The following is a 25,224-nucleotide window of genomic DNA, read 5'->3' as shown; positions in this document are numbered from 1 at the left end:
GCGAGGATCAGAACAGGACCCGCGCCAGCGCCCGCCGCGCCGCGGAGACGCGCTCGTCGTCAGCCGGGTAGAGCTCGAAGAGACCGATGAGGTGCTCGCGCACCCGGTCACGGTCGGGCCCGAAGTTCGCACCCGCCGTCCGCACCAGCCGCGCGAACGCGGCCTCGACCTGGTCGGTGGCGATCTCCGCATCGGCCGCGGCGAGCTGGGCGTCGACGTCGTCGGGGGCGGCGTCGGCCTTCGCGATCGCCGTCGGGTCCGCGGCCTCGGCACGCGCCAGGAACCGCACCTGCCCGATCGCCGCCCGCGCCTGCTCGTTGCCCGGCTCCACGTCGAGGATCTGCTGGTAGGCGGCCTCGGCGGCGACGTAGTCGCCGGCCTCCAGCGCGTCCTCCGCCGCGGTGAACCGGGGGTCGTCCGGCCCCTCCTCGACGTCCTCGTCACCGGCCCCGGCCCCGGCCCGCTCCTCGGCCTCGCGGATACCGGGCATCCGGTCGCGGAGCGCCTCGAGCAACCCGTCGATCCACTGCGAGACCTGGGCCTCGGGCAGCGCACCGTTGAAGCCGTCGATCGGCTGCCCGCCGGCGAGCGCGATGACCATCGGGATCGACTGCACACCGAACGCCTGCGCGATGCGCGGGTTCGCATCCACGTCGACCTTCGCCAGGATCCATGCGCCCTTCGCCTTCGCGGCGAGCCGCTCCAGGACCGGGCTGAGCTGCTTGCAGGGCTGGCACCAGGTGGCCCACAGGTCGACGACCACCGGGACCTGCGTCGACCGGTCGAGCACCTCCGACTGGAACGTCGCCTCGGTGACGTCGACGACCCACGACCCGCCGCCACCGTCGGCGCCGGGCCCCGGGGCAGCGCCCGCGGGGGCACCGGAGGTCTGCGCACGAGAGGCCGCTTCGGAACGCGCCCTCAGCGCGGACAGGTCGACGGCACCAGCCATCGACGCCATCGACGCGGACTGCGCCATCTGACGAGGATCAGGACGTGACACGCCGCCCATCCTGGCACGACCCCGCAGCGGTCGGCGCGCCCGCCCCGGCCCCCGGACACGCGGCGGCCGGGCCGGACCCGGCGGCACCACCGGGAAGAGGGAGAGTCGGGCGCATCACTCCGGCGCGCCGTTCGTTGGAACCGGCGGAGGCGCGGCGCGCACACACGCCGGCACTCCGCGTGACCGACATACGAGCCGTCTGGGCGGCCGACGTGACCGGAGGACGCAGCATGAACGAGAAGAGGGCCGACAACGCGGTGGCCGACCGGCTGCTCAGCGAAGCCCGGAAGCGGACCGCCCAGCAGCACAAGGCCCCCACCGGCCGCGGCCGGATCGCCATGATCGTCGGCATCGTCGCGCTCGTCGTGAGCCCGATCTCGATCGCGGGCTGGGTGTTCGGCCTGGTCACGCTCGGTCTCGGGCTCACCGCCGTCCGCAGGCCCGAGCAGGCCAGGCTCGCCCGGATCGCCCTCGTACTGGGTGCGGCCGCGATCTTCGTCGCGACCTTCTTCTTCACCCTCAACATCTCGATGCGCTGATCCGCGACTGCCCGCCGCCCGCCGCGCCCGCGACGCCGCGGCCCGTCAGGCCTCGCCGAGCGCCTGGTCGATCCGCTCGACCTTCGCCGTCAGCTGATCGGTGAACCCGGGCCGGATGTCGGCCTTGAGCACGAGGCTCACCCGGCTCGACCGCGCCTGCACGGCCTCGACGGCCCGCTTCACGACGTCCATCGCCTCGTCCCAGGTCTCGGCCTCGATCGTGGTGAACATCGACGTCGTCTCGTGCGGCAGGCCGGACTCCCGCACGACCCGCACCGCCTCCGCCACCACGTCGGCCACGCTGTCGGAACCCCCGCCGGACGGCGCCACACTGAATGCCACGAGCATGACCGCAGCCTGCCGCACCGATCGTCGTCCCGCGAGAGCGGTGGACACGCCTCACACCGGCGGGGACGGCCCGCGCGCGGCCACGCCGCAGCTGATCACAGCCTCCGCCGGGCACGGCACTGCTAGCGTTCCTGGTCATGGTGTCGCGCGCTCCGCTCCCGTTCGACCCGATCGAGCGCGCGGCCGAGCTGTGGGAGGCGCGGATCGGGCCCTCGGGCACCATGGCGGCGGTCACGAGCGTCATGCGTGTGCAGCAGATCCTGCTCTCGGCCGTCGACGCGGCGCTGAAGCCCCACGGCCTCACCTTCGCCCGGTACGAGGCGCTCGTACTGCTCTCCTTCTCACGCAGGCGGAGCCTTCCGATGCGCGTCGTGGGCGAGCGGCTCCAGCTGCACCCCACGAGCGTCACCAACATCGTCGACCGCCTCCAGGCCGACGGCCTCGTCCGGCGCGTACCGCACCCGACCGACCGGCGCGCCACCCTCGTGGAGATCACCGAGGACGGCCTGAACCGGCTCGCCGACGCCACGAAGTCGGTCACCGACGACGACTTCGGCCTCCGCGGCCTCGACCCGCAGGAGAGCGCGCAGCTCACCACCCTGCTCGGCCAGGTACGCCGCGCCGTCGGCGACTTCGACTGATCCGCGTCCGCGGCCCGCGGCGGGACGCGGGCCGTCCCCGCGACGGTCACCTGCGGCCGACCCGCCCACCCCGACCGTCGCGTGAGCGACGACCCGGGCGCTCCCGGGGACCGCGGGCGTGCCCGTCGGCAGGGCCCGGCCAGGCCCGCATGGTGCGCGGACCCGCCCCGGCGCGCCGCCCCTTCCGCCGGACCCGGCCCGCGCCGTAACCGGCCACGAGCCCGCTGCCGACCGAGCTCGCGATCACGTACACCGAACACGCCGTCATCCCCACCGTGCCCCCGTTCCGCGACGGCGGGACCACGCCGCCGTCGACTGCTGTGGACTCAACGGAGTTGACGCTAGCCGCGGACCCCGACAAGATCGGCGCCATGGAGGTCGAGGAGATCGGCGGCACGCTGCGCGCCGAGCGCGTCGCGCGCGGCTGGTCGCTGTCCGACGCCGCTCGTGAGATCGGCGCGGTCGCGGCCCGCACGGGCCGGCGGGTGGCGTCCGCCGGCAGCCTGCGCACGCAGCTGTCCCGCTGGGAGAACGGCCGGGTCGCGGCCGACGCCGACTCCCTCGCCCTGCTCGCGGAGCTGTACGGCAGGCCGGATCTGCGGGCCGATCGGCAGTCGCCACCCGGCGGTCCGCCGCCCTCCCCCGCCGGCCGGCTGCGCGCGGCGGTCTCCCGGGCCGACGCGGTCGACGACGCGACGCTGCGCGTCCTGCAGGCGCAGCACGCGGTCAACGCCGAGCTCGACGCCACGCTCGGTGCGGCGGGGACGGAGCAGGCGGTGGCGGCTCAGATCGCACAGCTCGACTCGGCCTCCGTGCACACGGTCGACCCGCGGCGCCGGCGCGCGGTGGCCGGGCTCCTGGCCCAGGCGGCGCTGCTGGGCGGCTGGCAGGCGCTCGACCAGGACGAACCCGACGTGGGTTTCACCCGGCACCGCCTGGCCCTCGACGCCGCCCGGCTCGCCGGCGCACCAGCGCTGGCCGGCCAGGCCGTGGCCGGGTGTGCAGCGGCGCTGCTCGCCGTGGGGCTGCCCGCCGCGGCCGAGGCGATCCTGGCCGAGGCGCCGACGTCGGGGGCCGGCGGGGCGTGGGCCCGGATCGCCCGCGCGGAGATCCGGATGTCGCAGGGTGAGCGCGACGATGCGGCGCGCCTGTTCGACGACGCCGCGGCGCTCACACCGTCGGACGAGCCCGACGCCGACCGGCCCACCGCAGACGTGCCCGTCGACGGCGGCCGCACCGCGGGCGTGCACACCGGCGACGACACCGTCCACGACGAGACCATCGGGGAGGAGACCATCGACGAGGAGACGCCTGCGTCGTGGCGCCCCGGGATCGTTCCTCCCGGGCACGTGCCCCCGGTCGCGCGGCGCCGGGTGGCGGCACTCGCCCTCTACGACGACGCGGCGCTCGAGCGGCTCCGCGCCGGCGTCGACGAACCGGGGCTCCCGGTGCGCGAGCGCGCGCGCCTGCGCACCCGGCTCGTGCTGGCGCTGGTCGCGCGCGGGGTGCGCGCGGAGGCGGAGGAGCAGGCCCGTCCGGCTCGGGAGCTCGCGAGCACGATCGGCTCCCACCGCGAGCGACGGCTCCTCGACGAGATGCTCGGATGACCGGCGTGCACCGCGTGGTGCGCCGTCTCGGGGCCGGTCAGCGCCGACCGTCGGCGCCGAGCGCCTCGATCAACGCGTCGGCGGCCGCGTACGGGTCGAGCTCGCCCGATCCGACGCGAGCGGCGAGGGCCGGCAGCGCGGCCGCTCCCCCGACGTCGCCGAGGCGGTCCTGGAGCCTGCGCAGGGCGACGGCCTGGATCTCGGCCTCGGCACGCCTGGCGCGCCGGCGAGCGCCCTCACCGCTGCGGTCGAGCCAGTCGCGGTGGGAGTCGACGGCGGCGACGAGCTCGTCGATGCCGTCGCCGCGGGCGGCGACGGTCCGCACGATGGGCCGCGTCCAGCGTTCCTGCGCGTCGCCCCCGTCGGCGGCGTCGGTCCGCGCGCCGAGCGAGACCATGTACCGCAGGTCGCGCACGGTCTGGGCGACCCCGTCACGGTCCGCCTTGTTCACCACGAGGACGTCGGCGATCTCGAGGATTCCGGCCTTGGCGGCCTGGATGCTGTCGCCCATGCCGGGGGCCAGCAGCACGAGCGTGGTGTCGGCGAGCCCCACGACCTCGATCTCCGACTGCCCGACCCCGACGGTCTCGACGAGCACGACGTCGCATCCGGCCGCGTCGAGCACGCGCAGCGCCTGCGGCGTCGACCAGGCCAGACCGCCCAGCTTGCCGCGGGTCGCCATCGACCGGATGAACACGCCGTCGTCGGTGGCGTGCTCGCCCATGCGCACACGGTCGCCGAGCAGCGCCCCGCCGGAGAACGGGGAGGAGGGGTCGACGGCGAGCACCCCGACCCGGCGGTCCCGGGCGCGCAGCGCTCCGACCAGGGCCGACGTGGTCGTCGACTTCCCGACGCCGGGCGAGCCCGTGATCCCGACGATCTGGGCCCGGCCGGTGTGCGGCGCGAGCGCCTCGACGGCCTCGCGCAGCTGCGGGCCGTCGTTCTCGACCATCGAGATCAGCAGCGAGACCGCCCGCGCCTCGCCGCGCCGCGCGCGGGCGACGAGGTCGCGGGGGTCGTGTCGTGGGCTCAGCGGAACCGCCGGGTGCTGCCGGGAACGGCCGCGCGGGTCAGGACGTCGCGGGGACGCGGACGATCAGGGCGTCGCCCTGGCCGCCGCCACCGCAGAGCGCGGCAGCACCGACGCCGCCGCCCCGCCGACGCAGCTCGAGGGCGAGGTGGAGCGCGATGCGGGCACCGGACATGCCGATCGGGTGGCCGAGCGCGATGGCGCCTCCGTTGACGTTGACCTTGTCGTCGGAGATGCCGAGCTTGCGGGCCGACACGACACCGACGGCCGCGAAGGCCTCGTTGATCTCGACGAGGTCGAGGTCGGCGGGCTCGATGCCCTCCTTCGCGCAGGCCTTCGCGATGGCGTTGGCGGGCTGCTCGTGCAGGCTCGCGTCCGGGCCGGCGACGACGCCGTGGGCCCCGATCTCGGCGAGCCAGGTCAGGCCGAGCTCCTCCGCCTTGGCCTTGCTCATGACGACGACGGCGGCCGCTCCGTCGGAGATCTGCGAGGCCGAGCCCGCGGTGATGGTGCCGTCGGAGGAGAAGGCGGGCCGCAGCTTGGCCAGGCTCTCCACCGTGGTCTCGGCGCGGATGCCCTCGTCGGTGGAGAACACCACCGGGTCGCCCTTGCGCTGCGGGATCTCGACGGGCGCGATCTCCTCGGCGAAGACGCCGTCCATCGTGGCCTTGGCGGCGCGCTGGTGCGAGCGGGCGGCGAACTCGTCCTGCTCGGCGCGCGACAGCTCGTAGCGCGCGTTGTACTTCTCGGTGGACGCACCCATGGCGACCTGGTCGAACGCGCAGAACAGGCCGTCGTAGGACATGTGGTCCTGCATCGTGACGTCGCCGAACTTGAAGCCCTCGCGCGACTTGGCGAGCAGGTGCGGAGCCTGGGTCATCGACTCCTGGCCGCCCGCGACGACGATGTCGTACTCGCCGGCGCGGATGAGCTGGTCGGCGAGGGCGATGGCGTCGATGCCGGACAGACAGACCTTGTTGATCGTGAGGGCGGGCACGTCCATCGGGATGCCCGCGGCGACCGCGGCCTGGCGGGCCGGGATCTGGCCGGCGCCCGCGGTGAGGACCTGCCCCATGATCACGTAGTCGACCGTGTCGGGTGCGACACCTGCGCGCTCGAGCGCCGCCTTGATCGCGATGCCACCCAGCTGTGCGCCGGAGAAGCCCTTGAGGGAGCCGAGCAAGCGCCCCATCGGGGTGCGGGCACCGGCGACGATGACGGATCCGGACACGGAAGACCTCCAGCGACTGCGGCAGCGAAGCGATGGACGGATGACGGCGTTGTTCGGGCCGCCGGGCCGGCCGGGGACGCACTGCCGCTCCTGGTGCGGCCCCGTGTCCCGGCGTTGCGGCGCGGCTCGTGGGAGTCGCACCGAAGGCGGGAGCTCCCACGGACGATACCTTCGGATCGCCGCTTTCGAACCTGTCGGGGCGGATGAGGCGGTGAGAGCCCGAACACGCCGTCGCGCAGCTACATTGCCTGGTCATGACAGCAGACACGACCGGCATCGGCGCTCTCGTGACCTCGGTGGACCACGTCGGCATCGCCGTGGCCGATCTCGACGAGGCGATCGCCTGGTACCGGGACAACCTGGGCTTGGAGGCGGTGCACGTCGAGACGAACGAGGAGCAGGGGGTGCGCGAGGCCATGCTCTCCGCCCCTGGCGACTCCGGCGCGCAGATCCAGCTCCTGGCACCGCTGAACGAGCGGTCGACGATCGCGAAGTTCCTCGACCGCAACGGCCCCGGCCTGCAGCAGTTGGCCTACCGGGTGCGCGACATCGATGCGGCGGGGGCCGCGCTGCGGGCGAAGGGGCTGCGGCTGCTCTACGACGAGCCGCGCAACGGCACGGCGGGCTCGCGGGTGAACTTCGTGCACCCCAAGGACGCCGGTGGCGTGCTGGTCGAGCTGGTCGAACCGGCGGCGGACGCCCAGCACTGACCGATCGGGCCGGCGGCCCGGATGCGGCCGCGTGCCGCTCCGGGCACGGCCGGGCCTGCGGCGACGCGTCGCCGGCCGGCCGGGCGGCCGGGCAACCTCGGCCTCGGCCCGGTTCGGCCGGGGACGTGGTGTCGGCCACCTCGGCGGGGTCGACCAGGGCCGCAGCTGTTGTCGATTGGCATAGTTATCGCTACCTTCGGGATATCAAGCGGCAGCGGTTCGCGATGCCGGACACGACTCAGCTACCGGAGGCAGGCCGTGAAGGAGATTCTCGAGGCGGTTCTCGCCGAGCAGTACGAGGCGATCGGCTCGCTGCCGGTACCCGAGTACTACCGCGCCGTCACCGTCCACAAGGACGAGCAGACGATGTTCGAGGGCGTCGCGACCAGGGACAAGGACCCGCGCAAGAGCCTGCACATCGAGCAGGTCGCCACCCCGGAGCTGGGCCCGGGCGAGGCACTCGTCGCGGTCATGGCCAGCGCGATCAACTACAACACCGTCTGGACCTCGATCTTCGAGCCGGTGTCGACGTTCGGGTTCCTCGAGCGCTACGGCCGCATGTCGCCGCTGGCCTCGCGCCACGACCTGCCCTACCACGTGGTCGGGTCCGACCTGGCCGGCGTCGTCGTGCGTACCGGCCCCGGCGTCAACGCCTGGAAGCCGGGCGACCGCGTCGTCGCGCACTGCCTGTCGGTGGAGCTCGAGAGCCCCGACGGGCACAGCGACACGATGATGGACCCCGAGCAGCGCATCTGGGGGTTCGAGACCAACTTCGGCGGCCTCGCCGACCTCGCCCTGGTGAAGTCCAACCAGCTCATGCCGATGCCCGAGCACCTGAGCTGGGAGGAGGCGGCGAGCCCCGGGCTGGTCAACTCGACCGCCTACCGGCAGCTGGTGTCGCGCAACGGTGCCGACATGAAGCAGGGAGACACCGTCCTGATCTGGGGCGCGTCGGGCGGGCTGGGCTCGTACGCGACCCAGTTCGCCCTCAACGGCGGCGCCACCCCGGTGTGCGTGGTCTCCTCGCCGGAAAAGGCCGACATCTGCCGGAAGATGGGCGCCGAGCTGGTCATCGACCGCAACGCCGAGGGCTACAGGTTCTGGAAGGACGAACACACCCAGGACCAGAAGGAGTGGCGGCGCTTCGGCAAGAAGATCCGCGAGCTCACCGGTGGCGACGACCCCGACATCGTGTTCGAGCACCCCGGCCGCGAGACGTTCGGCGCGAGCGTCTACGTCGCCCGCAAGGGCGGCACGATCGTGACCTGCGCGTCCACGTCGGGCTACGAGCACCAGTACGACAACCGCTACCTGTGGATGAACCTCAAGCGGATCGTCGGCTCGCACTTCGCCAACTACCGCGAGGCGTGGGAGGCCAACCGCCTGGTCGCGAAGGGCCTCGTGCACCCCACCCTGTCGCGGGTCTACCCGCTCACCGAGACGGGGCAGGCGGCGCTCGACGTCCACCAGAACCGCCACCAGGGCAAGGTCGGTGTCCTGTGCCTGTCGCCCGAGGAGGGCCTCGGCGTGGTCGACCACGAGAAGCGCGCCCAGCACATCGACGCGATCAATCGGTTCCGCGGGGTCTGACACCCGGCTTCCGGCGCGACGAGCCACCCGACGGCCCGACGCCCGGTACGGTGACGCGCATGGTGGGTGCCCCCGACCCTCGACGTTCCCCGGCCGGTTTCCGCGTCGCACGTCGCGGATACGACCAGCAGGAGGTGGACACACATCTGCAGCGTGTCGACGCCGACCTGCGCATGGTCGTCGCCGACCGTGACGCGGCCGCGGCCGGCATCACCGAGATCACCCGTGAGCTCGACGTGGTGCGCTCGGAGAACGAGGCGCTGCGGTTGCAGGTGCGCAAGCTCTCCGCGCCGCCGCAGGACGTTCAGGGCATGAGCGAGCGGCTGCGGTCGATGCTGCGGCTGGCGCAGGAGGAGGTCGCGGAGATCCGCGCCCGCGCCGATGCCGAGGTCGCGCAGGCCCGCGCCGAGGCGGAACGCGACGCCGGGAGACTGCTCGCCGACGCCCGCGCGGAGGGGGCGCGGATCGTCGCCGAGGCCCGTGCGGCGGAGGCCGCCGTGGAGGCGCACCGCGTGGCGTCCGAGGACGACCTGGCCCGCCGCCGAGCGGTCGCGGAGGCCGAGATCCAGGAGGCGGACGACCAGGCCCGCGCCCACCGCGAGGCGCTGCTGGCCGAGTCGGAGCAGCGTCGCCGCGCGGTCGACGAGGACTTCACGATCGCGATGAACCAGCGCCGGTCCGAGGCGTTGGCGGCGTTGACGACCGAGCGGACCGCGGCACAGCGGGAGATCGCGCAGCGGCGCGCGGACTCGCAGGACGAGGCCGCGGCGACGGTGGCGCAGGCCCGTCAGCAGGCGCGGGAGATCGTCGCCGACGCCGAGGCGCACCTGATCGAGCTCACCGAGCTGCGGGGCCGGATCGCCGAGCAGCTCAGCGGGTCGCGGTCCCGGATCGACCAGCTGCTGGAGGTCATCTCGCCGCTGCACGGCGAGGCGGAGCTGCTCGACCGCAGGCCCCCGGGCCCTCTGCTCTGACCACGGACGGCCCTCCCGCGAGCGGCCCGGCCCCGTCGCGCGAGCGTGGCCGGGGACCGCTCAGCGGCGTCGGCCGGGACGCCTGCGGTCGCGGGCGTTCCAGCACGGCAGGTGCCAGTGCCTGCGCTCGCCGACCGAGCCGTACTCCCCTGCCGGCCAGGTCACGACGTGTGGCGTGCCCGATGGCAGGGTCTGGTCGCAGCCGGGGCAGCGGTAGTCCTTGACCGACGCGCCGCCGGGGATGTGGCGGACGTGCCAGTCGCCGTCGGAACCGCTCTCGGTGCGGCTCAGCGCGGCGGACCCGAGGGGCCGGTGCGGGGTGGCCCATTTGGAGGAGGCCGACGACGCGGCCCGGCGGGGGCGGTTCGCGCGCGGCACACCCCGAGGGTACGGGGCGTGCCGCGCGCGCCGATCAGCGTCCGGCGTAGTCGCGGAAGCCGTGCCCGGTCTTGCGGCCGAGCCGCCCGGCGGTGACGAGGTGCTCGAGCAGCGGCGCGGGGGCGAAGCCGCTCTGGCGGAACTCCAGGAACAGCGACTTCTCGATCGCGAGGGACACGTCGAGGCCGACGACGTCGAGCAGCTCGAACGGCCCCATCGGCAGGGCGCAGCCGGTCTTCATGGCGGCGTCGATGTCGTCGGCGGTGGCGTAGTGCGCCTCGAGCATCTTGACGGCGTCGTTGAGGTACGGGAACAGCAGGGCGTTGACGATGAACCCGGCCCGGTCGCCACAGGAGACGGGCACCTTGCCGAGCTTGTCGCAGAGCGCGACGGCGGTGGCGGAGACGTCGGGCGAGGTGGTGATCGTCGAGACGACCTCGACCAGCTTCATGACGGGCGCCGGGTTGAAGAAGTGCAGGCCGACGACGTCGGAGGGGCGCGAGGTGGCGGCGGCGCACTCGACGACGGGCAGCGACGAGGTGGTGGTCGCGAGGATGGTGCCGGGTTTGCAGATCTCGTCGAGGGCGCCGAACACGGCGCGCTTGACGTCGAGCTCCTCGGCGACGGCTTCGACGACGAGGTCGACGTCGGCCATGTCCTCCAGGCGGGTGGTCGCGGTGATGCGGCCCAGGGCGGCGTCGCGGTCGGCCTCGGACAGCTTGCCCCGCACGACGCCCTTGTCGAGCGACTTGCGGACGGCGGCGAGCGCCGCCTCGGACTTGGAGTCGCTGCGGCCGCGGACGACGACGTCGTAGCCGGCCTTGGCGAAGACCTCGACGATGCCGGTGGCCATCGTCCCGGTGCCGATGACGCCGACCCGGGCGATGTCGCGCAGGGTGACGTCGGCGGGGAGGTTGCCGGTGGGGGTGTCGGCGTCGGGGACGATCTTCGAGCTGTGCGGCTTGGCGTAGGTGTAGAAGCCGCGGCCGCTCTTGCGGCCCAGCAGGCCGGCGGTGATCATCTGCTTGAGGACGGGCGCGGGGGCGTGCATCAGGTTCCGCGACTCGTGGTACATCGTGTCGAGGATCTCGTAGGCCGTGTCGAGGCCGATGAGGTCGAGCAGGGCGAGCGGCCCCATCGGGTAGCCGCAGCCGTGGCGCATGGCGGCGTCGAGGTCCTCGCGGCTGGCGTAGCGGGACTCGTACATGCGCGCGGCGTGGTTGAGGTAGCCGAACAGCAGCGCGTTGGCGATGAACCCGGCGCGGTCGCCGATGACGACGGGAACCTTGTCCAGCGTCGCGGCGAAGGCGCGCAGGTCGTCGATGACGTCGGGCTCGGTGACGACGGAGCGGACGAGCTCGACGAGCTTCTGCACGGGCGCCGGGTTGAAGAAGTGCATCCCGACGACCTTGCCCGGGCGGCCGGTGCGCACGGCGAGCTCGGTGACGGACAGCGAGGAGGTGTTGGACGCGAGGATCGTGGACGGGCCGACGACCTTGTCGAGCTCGGCGAGGATGGACGCCTTGAGGTCGAGGTGCTCGGGGACGGCCTCGACGACGAGGTCGCAGTCGGCGAGGTCGGCCAGCGAGGTGGTGGTCCGGATCCGGCCGAGCAGCTCGTCGGCGTCGGTCCGGGTGAGCTTGCCGCGCTCGATGGCGCGCGTCGTCGACGTCTCGAGGTGGTTGCGGCCGCGGGCGACGGCGTCGTCGTCGGTCTCGGCCGCCACGACCTGCAACCCGTTGCGCGCGAAGACTTCCACGATGCCGGCGCCCATCGTGCCCAGCCCGACGACCCCGACCGTCCGGAACTCCCGTGTCACGCCAACGACCTCCTGAATCCGCGATGACTCACCTGTTCGGCAGCGATACTCCCACCCCGGGTGCTAGGGATACCACGCATGTCGTGCGGAACACCCTCACGATCAGCGGCCCAGGCGCAGCCGCGTCATCCTGACCAGGCCTTTCATCGCCGACGCGGGGCGCCGGAAACTGGTCAGCGGGACAGGGAGGGCGAAGCGCTGGCGGGCCACGGCCTGGGGGCGGGCGAACTCGCGCAGGCCGTCGTCGCCGTGGATGCGGCCGAACCCGGAGTCGCCGACGCCGCCGAACGGCAGCGCGGGGATGCCCGCGAAGGAGATGACGCCGTTGACCGCGACCATGCCGCAGCGCAGCCGGTCGGCGATCTCCTCGCCGCGGGCCTTCGAGAACACCGACGCGCCCAGTCCGTAGCCGGTGGCGTTGGCGCGGCGGACCGCGTCGTCGACGTCCGCGACACGGTTGACGACGAGCAGCGGCCCGAACGTCTCCTCGGTGACGGCGACGCTGTCCTCGGGGACGTCGGCGACGACGACCGGGTCGACGAACCCGTCGCGCACCGAGTCCGGCCCCCCGACGAGCGCCGTCCCGCCCGCGGCGATGGCGTCGCGGACGTGGCGTTCGACGACCGCGGTCTGCGCGGGCATCGTCATCGGCCCGAACGACTCGCCCGCCCGCAGGGCCCCGGCGCGCTTGGCGACCTCGGCGGTGAAGGCGTCGGCGACGTCGTCGAGGACGTAGATCCGCTCGACGCCGACGCAGGTCTGCCCGGCGTTGGACATCCCGCCCCAGACGGCGGCGTCGGCCGCGGCGACCAGGTCGGCGTCGGAGTCGACGATCATCGCGTCCTTGCCGCCGCACTCGATGAGCACGGGAACGAGGTGCTCGGCGCACGCGGCCATGACGCGCTTCCCGGTGGCCGTGGACCCGGTGAACGCGATCTTGCCGACGCCGTGCGCCCGGCACAGCGCCGCGCCCGTCTCGCCGAAACCGGTCACGACCTGCAGCAACGGCGCGTCCGGCACGGCCTCGGCGAGGGTGTCGGCCAGTGCACGGCCGACCCCGGGGGTGAGCTCGCTGGGCTTGAACACGACGGCGTTGCCGGCGGCGAGCGCGTAGGCGATCGAGCCCATCGGGGTGAAGACGGGGTAGTTCCAGGGCCCGATGACGCCGACGACGCCGACCGGCGGGTAGGACACCGTCGCCGCCTGGTTGGCGCCGAGCAGCCCGGGCTTCACCGACCGCTTGCCCAGGACGCGCTTGGCGTTGCGGGCCGCCCAGTCGAGGTGGTCGACGGCCAGGACCAGTTCGAGGCGGGCGTCGTCGAGGGGTTTGCCGGTCTCGGTGACGATGACGCCTGCGAGGTCGTCGATGCGCTTGGCCAGCAACGACCGCCAGGCGGCGAGCTTGGGCAGCCGGCCGTCGTAGCCGAGCCCGGCCCACCAGGTGGCCGCGTCGACGGCCCGGTCCACGGCGGCCTGCACGGCCGCGGCGTCGTGCACGGGATGGGTGCTCACGACCTCACCGGTGCGCGGGTCCAGTGACTCGAAGGTCCGCGCGGCGGCGTCGGTGGCGGTCATTACTTGAGAGTAACCAAGTCGGCGCCGGTCGCGCGGGCCGTTCCCGACCCGCGTCGACCGGCGCCCCGTCGACCGCGGCGGGTCAGAACGTGATCAGCGGCTTGATGATCCCGTCCTCCTTCGTCGTCATCATCTCGAAGGCGCGGGAGACCTCGTCGAAACCGAAGGTGTGGGTCGTCATCGGGGTCGGGTCGATGCGGCCCGACAGCATGAGCTGGAACATCCGGCCCATCCGCTCGCTGCCGCCCGGGCACAGGCCGGTGTGGATGGCCTTGTCGTTCATGCCGAGGCCGAAGGCGTCGAGCGGCAGCTGCAGCGGCGCCGGGTTCTCGCCGTGGTAGCCGATGTTCGACACCCGCCCGCCCGCCTTGGTGACCCGCAGGCACGCCTCGAAGGTCTGCGGGAAGCCGAACGCCTCGATCGCGGCGTCGACGCCCTCTCCCCCGGTGAGGTCCATGATCTGCTCGACGGGGTCGCCCTGGGAGAAGTCGACGATCTCGTCGGCACCGAAGCGTTTGGCCAACGCCTGGCGTTCGGGCCGGGACTCGACGGCGATGATCCGGCCGGCGCCCAGGGTGTTGGCGGCCATCGTCGCGCTGAGCCCGACGGGCCCCTGCGCGAAGACCGCGACGGTCTCACCGAAGTTGATGCGGGCGTGCTCGGCGCCCATGAAGCCGGTCGACAGCATGTCGCAGCTGTAGACGGCCTGCGCGTCGGTCAGCGCGTCCGGGATCGCGGTCAGGTTGGCCTGCGCCGCGGGGACGACGAAGTACTCGGCCATGTTGCCGTCCATCTGGACGGTGTACTTGTAGCCGCCGAGCGCCCCGCCGCACTGGCTGGTGAAGCCGCGCTGGCAGTAGGCGCAGCGGTAGCAGGGGGTGACGGCGTTGACGGCGACGCGCTGCCCCTCGGTCCAGCCGGTCACCGCCGAGCCCAGCTTGTGGATGACCCCGACGGACTCGTGGCCGAGGGTGCGGCCGTCGGGTACCGGGAGCGCCCCCTTCACGGTGTGGACGTCGGAGGTGCAGATCAGTGCCGCGGTGGTGCGGACGATCGCCTCCTCCGGCCCCGGTTCCGGGATCGGCTTCTCGACGACGGCGGTCGACCCGACCCGTTCGATGATCAGTGCGCGCATGGTGTCGGTCATGAGTTGAGCCCCTAACCCGCCCACGCCGCTGTGAGCGAGCATCCACCATCGTGCAGCCGGGGCGTGCCCGCGACGCTGCGCGCAGTGATTACCGGGGGCCGAGAAAAGCGCCGGGCCCGGGTCACCCGTCAGAACAGCGTCAGGGAGGGGTCCTCGACGCCGCGCAGCGCGTCGTAGTCGACGACGACGCAGCGGATGCCGCGGTCCTCGGCGAGGGTGCGGGCCTGCGGCTTGATCTGCTGCGCGGCGAACACCCCGGCGACGGGCGCGAGCAGCGGGTCGCGGTTCATCAGCTCCAGGTACCTGGTCAGCTGTTCGACGCCGTCGATCTCGCCGCGGCGCTTGACCTCGACGGCGACGCTGCCGCCCGCGGCGTCGCGCAGCAGCAGGTCGACGGGGCCGATGGCCGTCATGTACTCGCGGCGCACCAGGGTGTGGCCCTCGCCGAACACCTCGGGGTGGGCGGCGAGCAGCTCCTGCAGGTGGGCCTCGACGCCGTCCTTGACCAGGCCCGGGTCGACGCCGAGCTCGTGGCGGGTGTCGTGCAGGACCTCGTCGATGGTGATGACGAGGGACTCGTCGGCCTTGTTGCGGACGGTCCAGACGCCGGGCTGCTCCTCGAGCCAGCAGGGCGGGCTCATCCAGTTGAGCGGTTTGTAGGCGCGGTCGTCGGCGTGGATGGAGACCGACCCGTCGGCCTTGACCAGCAGGAGCCGGGGCGCCATGGGCAGGTGCGCCGTGAGCCGGCCGACGTAGTCCACCTGACAGCGGGCGATGACGAGACGCACCCGCCAGACCCTAGGACACGCTCAGCTCTCCCGGGTGACTGCCCAGGCCGCGATCTGGCTGCGCCCGGAGAACCCCAGCTTGGCGAGGATGTGCGCGACGTGGGTCTCGACGGTGCGCTCGGAGATGTGGGCGGTCTCGGCGATGGCTCGGTTGGTCATGCCGCGGGCGACGAGCTCGGCGATCTCGGCCTCGCGCGGGGAGAGGACACCGCCGTCGCGGGGGTTGTCGACGAGCTCGGCGGCCATGCGCCGCAACGGCTGCATCCCGAGCGTCGCGGCGGTGGCGGCGGCCCGGCGGGCGAGGGCGCGGGCCTCGTCGGAGTCACCCGGGCGGCCCCGGCGGCTCAGCACGACGGCGAGCCGGTATCGCCCGGACGCGGCGAAGGGGGCGAGGCCACGGGCGTCGTCGGCGTCGATGCCGGCGCGCAGGTGCCGGATCGCGACGTCGGTGCGGCCCAGTTCCCCCGCGGCGATCCCGAGGTACTGCTGCACCGAGCCGTGCGTGGCGGTGGCCCCGGCCCCGCCGACGACGAACAGGTCCGCGAAGGGGGTGAGGAAGCGGTAGGCCTCCTGCATGGGCGCGCTGTCGCCCAGATCGGCGGCGATCTGGACGCGCAACGCCTCGACGACCAGGCACATGAACCGCGGGATCCGCGGCGAGCCGGGCGGCGGCAGGTCGCGGTACCAGCGCAGTGCCTCGTCGCGTCGGTAGAGCGCGAGGTGCCAGCTCGCCATCGTCGTGCCCAGGACGGCGAAGACGGGTGACTGCCGACCTGCCTCGACCATGCCGGGGTCGAGCCTCGTCTCGTCGAGCCCGTCGTCGCCGACCATCTTGGCGACCTGCCACTCCACGGCCAGCGCGGTCATCGTCGCACCGGCGTGGCGGCCGTGTTCGGCCAGCTGCGCCGCCTCCTGGTTGAGCCGGCGCACCTCGTCGAACCGGCCGCGCCCGAAGGCGAACACGATCCGGCTGCGCAGCTGGTGCAGCCGCGCCAGCGGCTGCCGGGTGGCGGCGGCGACGGGGGCCAGCCGGTCCAGCTCCTGCTCGGCGTCGTCGAAGCGGCCCTGCTGGCACAGGGCGTCGAAGCGCCAGAGCCGGCCCCAGAGCGCGGCGTCGACCGGGTCGGGCGCGCCGTCGGCGGCGAGGTCGAGCAGCCGGGTGCCGAGCGCGTAGCGCTCGGCGTGCCCCTCGGGTCCGCTGCGGGCGAGCTGGCGGGCCCGCAGCGCCGCGACCAGCGACGCGGGGTCGCCGATGCGTTCGGCCATCGCGAGCGCCTCGCGGCTGCGGCCCTCGACCTCGTCGGGCCGGCCGAGGAACAGCAGGGTGTGGGCGAGCTGGGCCAGCAGCTGTGCGCGCAGGGGGCCGTCGTCGGGCCCGACGGCGGCCAGCGCGTCGTCGCACCAGCCGCGCTGGGCGATCAGCAGCTCGGCGTCGGAGATGCCCTGCACGACGAGCGCGGCCTCCGCGAGGACGGTCGCGTCCCCGATGTGGCGGGCCAGCTCCACCGCGGACGCGCAGGTGGCGACGGCATCGGACACGGCGTGGGCCCGCAGCTGCGCACGGGCGAGCTCGACTAGGTCACGGGCCCGCCGCGCCGGTGCGACGATCCCGCGTCCCGCCTCGAGGACGTGGGCGTGGCGGCGTGCCGACTCGGCGAAGGCCAGCCGGGTGCCCGCGAGCCGGGCGGCGCCACGGGCCAGGTCCAGGGCCTGCTCGGGGTCCTGGGCCGGGTCGCCCCCCGCGAGGGCGGCGAGGGCGTGGCGGGCCAGCTCGGGCAGGACGTCGGGGTCGTCGGCGCGCGGGGCCAACGCGACCGCGAGCCGACCGTGCAGCCGCGCCCGTTCCTGCGCGCCGAGCACATCCGACAGCGCCTCACGGACGATGTCGTGGGCGAAGCGCAGGGCGGTCCGGCCGGGTGGGCGGACGAGGACACCGTCGTCGAGCGCGGGTCGCAGGGCGTCCGCGACGGGGGCGCCGAGCACGGTGCGCAGCAGCGACTCGTCGATCTCGGCGCCGGCGACGGCAGCGACGTCGAGCACCGCCCGGCAGCCGGCGGGGAGCCGCGCGAGCCGCAGCCGGACGACGTCGCGCACCGCGGCGGGTACCGCGTCGTCGCGGAGTGCACCCGCGGCGAGCACCCGCCCCAGCTCGGCGACGAAGAACGGGTTGCCGCCGGACCGGGCGGCGACGTCGGCCACCACCTCGCGGGTGGGCGCGCCGCCGAGGACGTCGGCGAGGGCGTCGGCGATCTCGTCGTCGGCGAGGCCGTCGAGGTCGAGCCGCTCGGCGGTGGGCAGCGCCTCGATCCGGGCGACGTGCCCGGCACGTTCCGGGTCGGCGCCCAGCTCGCCCGGGCGCACCGTGGCGACGACGAGCAGCCGCGCCCCCGCCGCGTCCCGCGCCAGGTGCGCGAGCAGGGCGAGCGAGTCGGGATCGGCCCACTGCAGGTCGTCGAGGGCGATCAGCAGCCCGGTCGTCGCCGACGCCGCCGTGAGCGTGCGGGTGACGACGTCGAACAGGACGAAGCGCTCCCCCGCACCGGCGGCGGACCCGGCGGCGAGCAGCGCCGGCTCGGCGAGGTCGGTGGGGTCGACGGCGGCGAGCGCGTCGGGGGCCGTCGCGTGCAGCGCCCGCAGGACACCACGCCACGGCCAGTAGGCGGGTGCTCCGGCGTCGTCGCTGCACCGGCCCCACAGCACGGGGACGCCGCGGGCGCCGGCGAGCCGCGCCAGCTCGGTGACCAGCCGCGTCTTGCCGATGCCCGGTTCCCCGGCGACCAGCACCACCGACGGGTCGCCCGCCAGGGCGGCGTCGAGCCGGCGCGCGAGCCCACCGAGCTCGGTCGCCCGGCCGACGTACCGCGGCGCCACGGTGGAGACCGTAGCGGGATCGGTGTTTCCACCGATGGCTCCGAACGGGCGCAACGTCACGATCGACGCCATGACCAGCCGCATCGCTCTCCGCGCCGCCGCGATGTTCGACGGCGCCACCACCGTCACCGATCCGCTCGTCGTCGTCGAGGACGGCCGGATCGTCACCGTCGACGCCGGGGCGCGGGTCGCGCCGCCCGCCGACGCCGAGCTCGTCGACCTGCCGGGCGCCACCCTGCTGCCCGGGCTCGTCGACACCCACGTCCATCTGGGGTTCGACGCGGGCCTCGACCCGGTCGCGACGCTCGCCGCCCGCGACCCCGACGAGGTGCTCGACGCCATGGCCGTCGCGGCGGCCGCGCAGCTGCGGGCGGGCGTCACGACGGTCCGCGACCTCGGCGACCGCGACTACCTGACGCTCACCCTGCGCGAGCGCGGCGGGCTGTTGCCGACGATCGTCGCCGCCGGCCCGCCGATCACCTCGCCCGGCGGGCACTGTCACTTCCTCGGCGCGGCCACCAGCGGCGTCGACGGGGTGCGGGCCGCGGTGCGCGAGCACGCCGAGCGGGGCGTGGACGTCGTCAAGGTGATGGCGTCGGGTGGGCAGATGACGCCGGGCACGAACTGGGACGCGACGCAGTTCCCGACGCAGGTGCTGCGTGCCCTGGTCGACGAGGCGCACGCGCACGGGCTGCCGGTGACGGCGCACGCCCACGCGGTCGACGCGATCCGCGACGCCCTCGCCGCGGGGGCCGACGGGCTGGAGCACGCCACGTTCATCACCGCCGACGGCCCGCGGCTCGACGAGGACCTGCTCGCGGAGGTGGTGCGGCGGCGGATCGCGGTGGGCCTGACCGTCGGTCTGGAGCTGGTCCCCGGCATGGTGCCGCCGCCGGACATCCGCAAGCACCTGCCCGCGATCCTCGCCGTGGCCGCGGCGATCTGCGGGGCGGGGGCGCTCGTCGTCGCCGGGACGGACGCCGGGATCGGCCCGCCCAAGCCGCACGGGGTGCTGCCGCGGGGTCTGGTGCAGCTCACCGAGCTGGGCATGACACCGCTGCAGGCGTTGACGGCGGGGACGTCGGTAGCGGCGACGGTGTGCGGGCTCGGCGACCGCAAGGGCCGCATCGCCCCCGGCTACGACGCCGACCTGCTCGCGGTGGCCGGTGACCCGCTGACCTGCATCGACGCACTGCTCACCCCGGTCCACGTGATGGCGGGCGGCCGTCCGGTCCTCGCCGGTGCCCGCCGCGCGGACGTCGCCGGGTGACCCTGGCCGGGCGGACGTCGCCGGGCGGGCCCTGCCACCGTCGGGCGGTCGTTCCGAGATCTTCTGGAACGACCGTCCGGCCCGCTAGGGTTCGCCGGATGCCGGCTCCCCCGCATCTCGACCACGAGGCTCTGCTCCGCGCACAGGCCGACACCCTGGCCACGCCACGCCGCAGCTACGGAGCCGCGGCGAAGGTGCTCTTCCGGCTGCTCGACGTGCTGTACGGCAGGAAGCGCACGCTGTCGAAGTTCAAGGTGCTCGAACTCGTCGCGCGGGTGCCCTACCAGTCGTGGGAGCAGGTCGCCTACATCGCGATCACGCACGTCCACGTCCGCACCGGGATGGCCCGGCGCGTGTACGCGCGGGTCAAGGAGTCCCGCGAGCAGCAGGACAACGAGCAGTGGCACCTGCTCGTCATCCAGGAGCTGATCGGCCGGTCCGGGAAGCGGGAGAACGCGCTGCACTACTTCGTGGTGCCGCAGATGATCGCGCTCGTCTACTACCAGATCTCGTGGCTGCTGTTCGTGGTCCGGCCGGCGTGGTCGTACCGGCTCAACGCCGATTTCGAGGACCACGCCGAGCACGAGTACATGCACATGGTCGAGGAACACCCGGAATGGGAGACGACACCCTTCGAGTCGGACTTCGCGGCCGACTACGGCGAGTTCGACTCCGTGGCCGACCTGTTCCGCCAGATCGGCCACGACGAACGCGTCCACAAGATCGAGTCGGAGGAGGCGATGAGCGGGCCACGCTTCCGCTGACCCGCGACCCGCGCGGGACCCGCCACGTCCACCGCGCCTCAGCCGTTGTTCTCCAGCAGCGCGCGGCCGTGCGCCGCGAGCAGCTCCCGCAGCCGCGGCGGGTGCAGCCCCTCCACCTCACCGGCCAGTGCGACGAGCTGGCCGGCCGCGACCTCCACCGACTCGACCTCCAGCGTCACCTCGCGGCGCCCCTCACCGTCGGGCGGGCCCGCGGCCGCGACGGCGGCGATCGCCGCGTCGGTGTCGGTGACGTTCGGCAACGCCCGCAGCCCGCGGAGGGTGAGCCGGACGCGGACGGTCGCGCGCAGCATCGTCGCGGCGAACCGGGCCGCCGACTCCGCCCACCACCCGGGCAGGTCGAAACCCGCGGGCCGCTCGAACGGCTCCCCCGTCGCCTCCGCGGACCCGACCCGGGAGGCACGGTAGGTGCGGATCTCCCCGTCCACCCCCGCGACCAGGTACCAGACCCCCGCCTTCAGGACGAGCCCCAGCGGCTCGACCACCCGGTCCACCGAACCCGACCCGCGCCGGTACCCGATCCGCACCCGCCGCTGCGCCCAGACCGCCTGGGCGAGCGTCGCCAGGTGGAGCGGTTCGGCCGGTGTCCGGAACCAGCCGGGGGCGTCGAGGTGGACGCGTTCGGCGATGCGCCGGGCGTGTTCGCCGAGGTCGGCCGGCAACGTCGCCAGCATCTTCGACTGGGCCGCGACCAGCGCCGACCCCATCCCGAGCGCGGAGAGCAGCTGCGGCGCGGCCGTGGCCAGCATCGCGGCGGCCTCGTGCGCGGTGAGCCCGTCGAGGCGGGTCCGCCAGCCCTCGACGAGCCGGATCCCGCCGCCGTGCCCGCCCTCGGTCCACAGCGGGACCCCCGCCGCGACGAGGGCGGCGACGTCGCGGTAGATCGTGCGCTCGGAGACCTCCAGCTCCGCGGCGAGCTCCGCCGCCGTCGCCGACCTGCGTCGTTGCAGGACGAACAGCATGGCCATCAACCGGGACGCGCGCACCGGCCCATACTCGCGCCCGTGGAACAGCTCAGCACCCGGCAGGTCTACGCCAACAGCTGGATGACCGTCCGCGAGGACGAGATCCGCCGCCCCGACGGCACCGCCGGCGTCTACGGCGTCATCGACAAACCGACCTACGCGCTGGTCGTCCCCCGCGCCCACGACGGGCGGCTGCACCTGGTCGAGCAGTTCCGCTACCCCGTCGGTGCCCGGCGCTGGGAGTTCCCCGCGGGCACAGCCCCCGACCGGGCCACCCCGCATCCCGACGACCTCGCCGTCCAGGAGCTCGTCGAGGAGACCGGGCTCGTGGCCGGGCGGATGGAACTGCTCGGGACGATCGACGTCGCGCCCGGCATGTCGAGCCAGCGCGGGCACGTCTACCTGGCGACGGAACTGACCCAGGGCGAGGCGCAGCGCGAGGACAGCGAGGCCGACATGCGTGCCGGGTGGTTCACCCCGGCGCAGTTCGAGGCCATGATCGGCGAGGGCGTCGTCGCCGACGCCCAGACACTCGCCGCGTACGCACTGCTGATGTTGCGCGACAGGAACGGGGACGGACATGGACCTGCGTGAGACCGACGAGCAGCAGCTGCTGCGCGAGTCCGTGGCCGCGCTCGCGGGCCGCTTCGGCGGCGAGTACTTCCTCGCCAAGGCGAAGTCGGGTGAGAAGACCACCGAACTGTGGGCTGAGGCCGGCAAGGCCGGCTACCTGGGCGTCGCGGTCCCGCCAGAGTACGGCGGCGGCGGTGCCGGGATGGTCGAGCTGGCGATCGTCGCCGAGGAGATCGCCGCCGGTGGCTGCCCGCTGCTGCTGATCGTCGTGTCCCCCGCGATCGCCGCGACCGTGATCGCCACCTCCGGCACGGCCGAGCAGAAGGAGCGCTGGCTGCCCGGGTTCGCCGACGGCTCGCTGCGGATGTCGTTCGCGATCACCGAGCCCGACGCGGGCTCCAACTCCCACCGCATCACGACGACCGCGCGCCGCGACCCCGACGGCGGCTGGCGGCTCTCGGGGCACAAGTACTACATCTCGGGTGTCGACGAGACCGACGCGACGCTGGTCGTCGCGAAGCTGGAGGACCCACAGGGAGGCGGCACAGCGGCGGGCACGCTGCGCCCGGCCATGTTCGTCGTCCCCCGCGACACCCCCGGGGTCTCCTACCAGCCCATCGACATGGCGATCGTCAGCCCGGAGCGGCAGTTCACGCTGTTCTTCGACGACGCGCCCCTGCCCGCGGACGCGCTCGTCGGCGGCGAGGAGGCGGGCCTGTCCGCGCTGTTCGCGGGCCTGAACCCGGAGCGGATCACCGTCGCCGCCTACTCCAACGGCCTCGCCCGCTACGCCCTGGCCAAGGGTGTGGCCTACGCCCGCGACCGCGACGTGTGGGGCACGCCGATCGGTGCGCACCAGGCCATCGCGCACCCGCTCGCCGCCGCGCACATCGACGTCGAGCTCGCCCGGATGGCCACGACCCGCGCCGCGTTCCTCTACGACGCGGGCGACCGCGGCGCCGGCGACGCCGCCAACATCGCCAAGTACGCCGCCGCCGAGGCCGCGATCAAGGCCGTCGACGCGTCGGTGCAGGCCCACGGCGGCAACGGGATGTCGCTGGAGTACGGCGTCGGCGCGCTGATCGGCGCGGTGCGCGCGGCCCGGATCGCGCCCGTCAGCCGGGAGATGGTGCTCAACCACGTCGCCCAGCACGCGCTGGGGCTGCCCAGGTCCTACTAGGCGCGCAGGTCGGCGCGACGGACGGTGGCCCGAACGGCGAGCCCGCCGCGCGCAACCTCACGGTCGCGTTCCCGCGTCGGGACGACCGTGAGGTTGCGCCCGGTTCTCGGCGCGCAACCGCACGGTCGTCGCTCGCCCCCGGGAGAGCACCGAGGTTGCGGCCGGTCGTCGGTCGTCGGGCCGGTCAGCTCACGCGCAGTGGGACCGACTCCAGCCGGCGCATCCCCGGCACCGGCAGCCAGACCAGCTCACCCGGGTCGACGGCCAGCGCCAGGCCGGGGAAGCGCTCGACGAGCGCGCGCAGGGCCACCTCGCCCTCCTGCCGGGCCAGCGCCGCGCCCAGGCAGTAGTGCGGCCCGAACCCGAACCCGACGTGTCCCTCGCCGCGCTCGGTGGTGCGGCGGGCGACGTCGAGGCGGTCCGGGTCGGCGAACTCCCGCGGGTCGGAGTTGGCGGCCACCAGTGCGGGCTGGACGCCCTCCCCCGCCCGGATGGTCACGCCGCCCAGCTCGGTGTCGACGAGCGCGTACCGCGTCGACGCGAACTGCACCGGACCGATGCGGCGCATCAGCTCCGTGATCGCCCCCGGCCACAGCGCCGGGTCGGCGCGCAGCCGTGCGAGCTCGTCGGGCCGGGTCAGCAGCGCGACGACGGCGTTGGAGATCAGGTGCGCGGTGGTCTCCTGGCCCGCGACGACCAGCGAGAGCACCATCGTCACCAGCTCGCTGTCGGAGAGCCGGTCACCGTCCTCGTCCTGGGCGCGGACGAGGCCGGTGAGCAGGTCGTCGCCGGGGTCCGCGCGGCGGCGGGCGATCAGGTCCAGGACGTGGTCGACCATGTCGCGCAACGCCGCCGGGATGCGCTCGCGGTCCATCGTCGCGAGGTCCTTGCTCCATTCGTGCCAGGACGGGCGGTCCGCCTCCGGGATGCCGACGAGCTCGCAGATCACGGTGATCGGCAGCGGGTAGGCGAACTCCTCGACGAGGTCGACGGCTGCACCGTCGGCCCCCGACGTCGCGACCCGGTCGAGCAGCCCGGCGGTGATCTCCTCCACGCGCGGGCGCAGCGCGGCCACCCGTCGGACCGTGAACGCGCGCGAGACCAGCTTGCGGAGCCGGGTGTGGTGGGCGCCGTCGGCGCTGACGATGCTGTCGGCCAGGTAGTGCAGCAGGTCCCGTGGAATGCCGACCTGTTCCAACGCCGCGAGCTTGAGGTCGGCGGCACCGCTGCCCGGCACCGATCCGGGGTCGTTCGCGAACCGCGCCGAATCCCCCAGCACGGCACGGACCTCGTCGTAGCGCGTGACGACCCAGACCGGCGCCCCGCCGAAGAACGTGCCGCGCAGGGCGGGCGCCTCCTCCCGGATGCGCCCGTAGGCGGTGTACGGGTCGGTCACGAACTCCGCGGTCGTGAGATCGACGCTCATGGTTCCCCTCAACTGTTCGCAGCGGCCCGGGTCAGCGGACGCGCCGCCTCCATTCCTGGTCCATCTGTGCGGCGAGGTCCCGGAACATCTCGGCGACCTGCGGGGCGACGACCGCGACGCGCGACGCGGCGCCGGGCACCTCGATCGCCGCGGCGATGGTGTGGGCCATCAGCGCGGCGCGACGGTCACGGTCGACCGGGACGCCGGCCGCCGGCAGCGGGTCGACGAACAGGAACCCCGTCGCGACGGCCCGCAGGACGTACTCCTGCTCCTCGAGCGTGAGATCGGTGCGCAGGGCCCCCGCTGCGCGCAGCAGCCCGAACATCCGCCGGGCCGCGGCATCGCGCCGGGCACCCAGCTCCCCCATCGAGTCGGCCGCCTCGTGTGCGAGCCGGCCCAGCACCTCGGGGTCGCCGAGGTAGAGCGGCCGCACGACCGGGTCGTCGGCCAGGTCCCGGTACACCGACGCCGTCATCCGGCTGGGCAGCACCTCCGCCGGGTCGGCGGCCATCCGGTCGGCCATCCGGGACACGACGTGGTGGTGGCTGCGCAGCAGGACCGTGAGGAACAGCGCGTCCTTGGTACGGAAATGCAGGTAGACGGTGCCCTTGCCGATGCCGGCGTGGCGGGCGACGTCCTCGACCGTGACGCGTTGGTAGCCCCACCGCACCAACAGGTCGGCCGCGGCGTCCAGCACGCGCTCCAGCCTGGCGCCGGATGACGCGATGACTGGATTCGCGTTTTCGGTCATGCGGTCACGCTAGGCCTGGTTCGACG

23 protein-coding genes are annotated in these 25,224 nt (G+C 74.0%); 10 read left to right on the top strand and 13 right to left on the bottom strand.

The window, feature by feature from the left end; genetic code table 11:
- Window positions 1-7: 7 nt before the first annotated feature.
- A complete protein-coding gene (locus AB7F12_RS09235; RefSeq protein WP_428496526.1) occupies window positions 8-979 on the bottom strand; it encodes a tetratricopeptide repeat protein in 972 nt (323 codons plus the stop codon).
- A gap of 254 nt (window positions 980-1,233) precedes the next feature.
- Here AB7F12_RS09235 and AB7F12_RS09230 point away from each other — a divergent pair, with 254 nt between their 5' ends.
- A complete protein-coding gene (locus AB7F12_RS09230) occupies window positions 1,234-1,542 on the top strand; it encodes a hypothetical protein (protein ID WP_428496525.1) in 309 nt (102 codons plus the stop codon).
- A 45-nt stretch (window positions 1,543-1,587) separates the two neighbouring features.
- On the opposite strand, the gene AB7F12_RS09225 is transcribed toward AB7F12_RS09230, so the two are convergent.
- On the bottom strand, window positions 1,588-1,890 hold the full coding sequence (locus tag AB7F12_RS09225; RefSeq protein WP_296149823.1) for a thiamine-binding protein: 303 nt from the start codon (window positions 1,888-1,890) through the stop codon (window positions 1,588-1,590).
- A 137-nt stretch (window positions 1,891-2,027) separates the two neighbouring features.
- Between AB7F12_RS09225 and AB7F12_RS09220 the strand changes: the two genes are divergently transcribed.
- Window positions 2,028-2,531 carry a MarR family winged helix-turn-helix transcriptional regulator gene (locus AB7F12_RS09220; protein WP_428496523.1) on the top strand — a complete coding sequence of 168 codons (504 nt, stop codon included), beginning with the start codon at window positions 2,028-2,030 and terminating at the stop codon, window positions 2,529-2,531.
- A 335-nt stretch (window positions 2,532-2,866) separates the two neighbouring features.
- Window positions 2,867-4,138 (top strand): hypothetical protein, encoded by a 1,272-nt coding sequence (locus AB7F12_RS09215; RefSeq protein WP_428496522.1) that lies wholly within the window; start codon window positions 2,867-2,869, stop codon window positions 4,136-4,138.
- 37 nt (window positions 4,139-4,175) lie between these two features.
- Here the strand turns inward: AB7F12_RS09215 and meaB are convergent, their stop codons facing one another.
- Both meaB and AB7F12_RS09205 read right to left on the bottom strand, forming a co-directional pair.
- Window positions 4,176-5,171 carry a methylmalonyl Co-A mutase-associated GTPase MeaB gene (gene meaB, locus AB7F12_RS09210; RefSeq protein WP_428496572.1) on the bottom strand — a complete coding sequence of 332 codons (996 nt, stop codon included), beginning with the start codon at window positions 5,169-5,171 and terminating at the stop codon, window positions 4,176-4,178.
- Between the two features lie 37 nt (window positions 5,172-5,208).
- Window positions 5,209-6,399, bottom strand: a complete 1,191-nt coding sequence (locus AB7F12_RS09205) for an acetyl-CoA C-acetyltransferase (protein ID WP_428496521.1) — start codon at window positions 6,397-6,399, stop codon at window positions 5,209-5,211.
- A gap of 254 nt (window positions 6,400-6,653) precedes the next feature.
- Between AB7F12_RS09205 and mce the strand changes: the two genes are divergently transcribed.
- The 3 genes from mce to AB7F12_RS09190 all read left to right on the top strand — a co-directional run bounded on the left by mce (window position 6,654) and on the right by AB7F12_RS09190 (window position 9,673).
- Complete coding sequence (gene mce / locus AB7F12_RS09200; protein WP_428496520.1) at window positions 6,654-7,109, top strand: methylmalonyl-CoA epimerase; 456 nt, start codon at window positions 6,654-6,656, stop codon at window positions 7,107-7,109.
- A 258-nt stretch (window positions 7,110-7,367) separates the two neighbouring features.
- Window positions 7,368-8,699 (top strand): crotonyl-CoA carboxylase/reductase, encoded by a 1,332-nt coding sequence (gene ccrA, locus AB7F12_RS09195; protein ID WP_428496519.1) that lies wholly within the window; start codon window positions 7,368-7,370, stop codon window positions 8,697-8,699.
- A gap of 59 nt (window positions 8,700-8,758) precedes the next feature.
- On the top strand, window positions 8,759-9,673 hold the full coding sequence (locus AB7F12_RS09190; RefSeq protein ID WP_428517898.1) for a DivIVA domain-containing protein: 915 nt from the start codon (window positions 8,759-8,761) through the stop codon (window positions 9,671-9,673).
- 60 nt (window positions 9,674-9,733) lie between these two features.
- On the opposite strand, the gene AB7F12_RS09185 is transcribed toward AB7F12_RS09190, so the two are convergent.
- The 6 genes from AB7F12_RS09185 to AB7F12_RS09160 all read right to left on the bottom strand — a co-directional run bounded on the left by AB7F12_RS09185 (window position 9,734) and on the right by AB7F12_RS09160 (window position 18,251).
- Window positions 9,734-10,051 (bottom strand): hypothetical protein, encoded by a 318-nt coding sequence (locus AB7F12_RS09185; RefSeq protein WP_428496517.1) that lies wholly within the window; start codon window positions 10,049-10,051, stop codon window positions 9,734-9,736.
- 34 nt (window positions 10,052-10,085) lie between these two features.
- Window positions 10,086-11,870 (bottom strand): 3-hydroxyacyl-CoA dehydrogenase family protein, encoded by a 1,785-nt coding sequence (locus tag AB7F12_RS09180; protein WP_428496516.1) that lies wholly within the window; start codon window positions 11,868-11,870, stop codon window positions 10,086-10,088.
- Window positions 11,871-11,972: 102 nt separating this feature from the next.
- Window positions 11,973-13,445 (bottom strand): aldehyde dehydrogenase family protein, encoded by a 1,473-nt coding sequence (locus AB7F12_RS09175; RefSeq protein WP_428496514.1) that lies wholly within the window; start codon window positions 13,443-13,445, stop codon window positions 11,973-11,975.
- Window positions 13,446-13,527: 82 nt separating this feature from the next.
- On the bottom strand, window positions 13,528-14,592 hold the full coding sequence (locus AB7F12_RS09170; RefSeq protein WP_428496513.1) for an NAD(P)-dependent alcohol dehydrogenase: 1,065 nt from the start codon (window positions 14,590-14,592) through the stop codon (window positions 13,528-13,530).
- Between the two features lie 128 nt (window positions 14,593-14,720).
- Complete coding sequence (nucS, locus tag AB7F12_RS09165) at window positions 14,721-15,380, bottom strand: endonuclease NucS (protein ID WP_428496511.1); 660 nt, start codon at window positions 15,378-15,380, stop codon at window positions 14,721-14,723.
- A gap of 21 nt (window positions 15,381-15,401) precedes the next feature.
- Complete coding sequence (locus tag AB7F12_RS09160) at window positions 15,402-18,251, bottom strand: ATP-binding protein (RefSeq protein WP_428516463.1); 2,850 nt, start codon at window positions 18,249-18,251, stop codon at window positions 15,402-15,404.
- 70 nt (window positions 18,252-18,321) lie between these two features.
- On the opposite strand from AB7F12_RS09160, the gene AB7F12_RS09155 reads away from it, so the two are divergent.
- Together AB7F12_RS09155 and AB7F12_RS09150 are read left to right on the top strand one after the other, a co-directional pair.
- Window positions 18,322-19,521 (top strand): amidohydrolase family protein, encoded by a 1,200-nt coding sequence (locus AB7F12_RS09155; protein ID WP_428496509.1) that lies wholly within the window; start codon window positions 18,322-18,324, stop codon window positions 19,519-19,521.
- A 98-nt stretch (window positions 19,522-19,619) separates the two neighbouring features.
- Window positions 19,620-20,285, top strand: coding sequence for an alternative oxidase (locus tag AB7F12_RS09150; protein WP_428496508.1), 666 nt, complete (start codon window positions 19,620-19,622; stop codon window positions 20,283-20,285).
- 38 nt (window positions 20,286-20,323) lie between these two features.
- Here AB7F12_RS09150 and AB7F12_RS09145 read toward each other — a convergent pair whose 3' ends face one another.
- The gene (locus AB7F12_RS09145; RefSeq protein ID WP_428496507.1) at window positions 20,324-21,289 is read right to left on the bottom strand and encodes a helix-turn-helix transcriptional regulator; all 966 of its coding nucleotides are present in this window, start codon (window positions 21,287-21,289) and stop codon (window positions 20,324-20,326) included.
- An 18-nt stretch (window positions 21,290-21,307) separates the two neighbouring features.
- On the opposite strand from AB7F12_RS09145, the gene AB7F12_RS09140 reads away from it, so the two are divergent.
- Entirely contained in the window at window positions 21,308-21,862 is a 555-nt protein-coding gene (locus AB7F12_RS09140; RefSeq protein WP_428496506.1) for an NUDIX domain-containing protein, read from the top strand.
- Entirely contained in the window at window positions 21,849-23,021 is a 1,173-nt protein-coding gene (locus AB7F12_RS09135) for an acyl-CoA dehydrogenase family protein (RefSeq protein WP_428496505.1), read from the top strand. Before AB7F12_RS09140 ends, AB7F12_RS09135 begins: the two co-directional genes overlap by 14 nt.
- A gap of 184 nt (window positions 23,022-23,205) precedes the next feature.
- Here AB7F12_RS09135 and AB7F12_RS09130 read toward each other — a convergent pair whose 3' ends face one another.
- Both AB7F12_RS09130 and AB7F12_RS09125 read right to left on the bottom strand, forming a co-directional pair.
- On the bottom strand, window positions 23,206-24,447 hold the full coding sequence (locus AB7F12_RS09130; protein WP_428496503.1) for a cytochrome P450 family protein: 1,242 nt from the start codon (window positions 24,445-24,447) through the stop codon (window positions 23,206-23,208).
- Window positions 24,448-24,478: 31 nt separating this feature from the next.
- Window positions 24,479-25,198, bottom strand: coding sequence for a TetR/AcrR family transcriptional regulator (locus AB7F12_RS09125; protein ID WP_428496502.1), 720 nt, complete (start codon window positions 25,196-25,198; stop codon window positions 24,479-24,481).
- Window positions 25,199-25,224 lie beyond the last annotated feature (26 nt).

It is taken from the genome of Pseudonocardia sp. (assembly GCF_050250275.1).
Lineage (GTDB): Bacteria > Actinomycetota > Actinomycetes > Mycobacteriales > Pseudonocardiaceae > Pseudonocardia.
This window is presented reverse-complemented; position numbering and strand designations above follow the sequence as displayed.

Bases quoted from the DNA above. Each gene is read 5' to 3' on its own strand.
- AB7F12_RS09235 (WP_428496526.1), bottom strand. From the start codon at position 979: ATGGCGCAGTCCGCGTCGATGGCGTCGATGGCTGGTGCCGTCGACCTG.
- AB7F12_RS09230 (WP_428496525.1), top strand. From the start codon at position 1,234: ATGAACGAGAAGAGGGCCGACAACGCGGTGGCCGACCGGCTGCTCAGC.
- AB7F12_RS09225 (WP_296149823.1), bottom strand. From the start codon at position 1,890: ATGCTCGTGGCATTCAGTGTGGCGCCGTCCGGCGGGGGTTCCGACAGC.
- AB7F12_RS09220 (WP_428496523.1), top strand. From the start codon at position 2,028: ATGGTGTCGCGCGCTCCGCTCCCGTTCGACCCGATCGAGCGCGCGGCC.
- mce (WP_428496520.1), top strand. From the start codon at position 6,654: ATGACAGCAGACACGACCGGCATCGGCGCTCTCGTGACCTCGGTGGAC.
- AB7F12_RS09190 (WP_428517898.1), top strand. From the start codon at position 8,759: ATGGTGGGTGCCCCCGACCCTCGACGTTCCCCGGCCGGTTTCCGCGTC.
- AB7F12_RS09175 (WP_428496514.1), bottom strand. From the start codon at position 13,445: ATGACCGCCACCGACGCCGCCGCGCGGACCTTCGAGTCACTGGACCCG.
- AB7F12_RS09170 (WP_428496513.1), bottom strand. From the start codon at position 14,592: ATGACCGACACCATGCGCGCACTGATCATCGAACGGGTCGGGTCGACC.
- AB7F12_RS09155 (WP_428496509.1), top strand. From the start codon at position 18,322: ATGACCAGCCGCATCGCTCTCCGCGCCGCCGCGATGTTCGACGGCGCC.
- AB7F12_RS09150 (WP_428496508.1), top strand. From the start codon at position 19,620: ATGCCGGCTCCCCCGCATCTCGACCACGAGGCTCTGCTCCGCGCACAG.
- AB7F12_RS09135 (WP_428496505.1), top strand. From the start codon at position 21,849: ATGGACCTGCGTGAGACCGACGAGCAGCAGCTGCTGCGCGAGTCCGTG.
- AB7F12_RS09130 (WP_428496503.1), bottom strand. From the start codon at position 24,447: ATGAGCGTCGATCTCACGACCGCGGAGTTCGTGACCGACCCGTACACC.
- AB7F12_RS09125 (WP_428496502.1), bottom strand. From the start codon at position 25,198: ATGACCGAAAACGCGAATCCAGTCATCGCGTCATCCGGCGCCAGGCTG.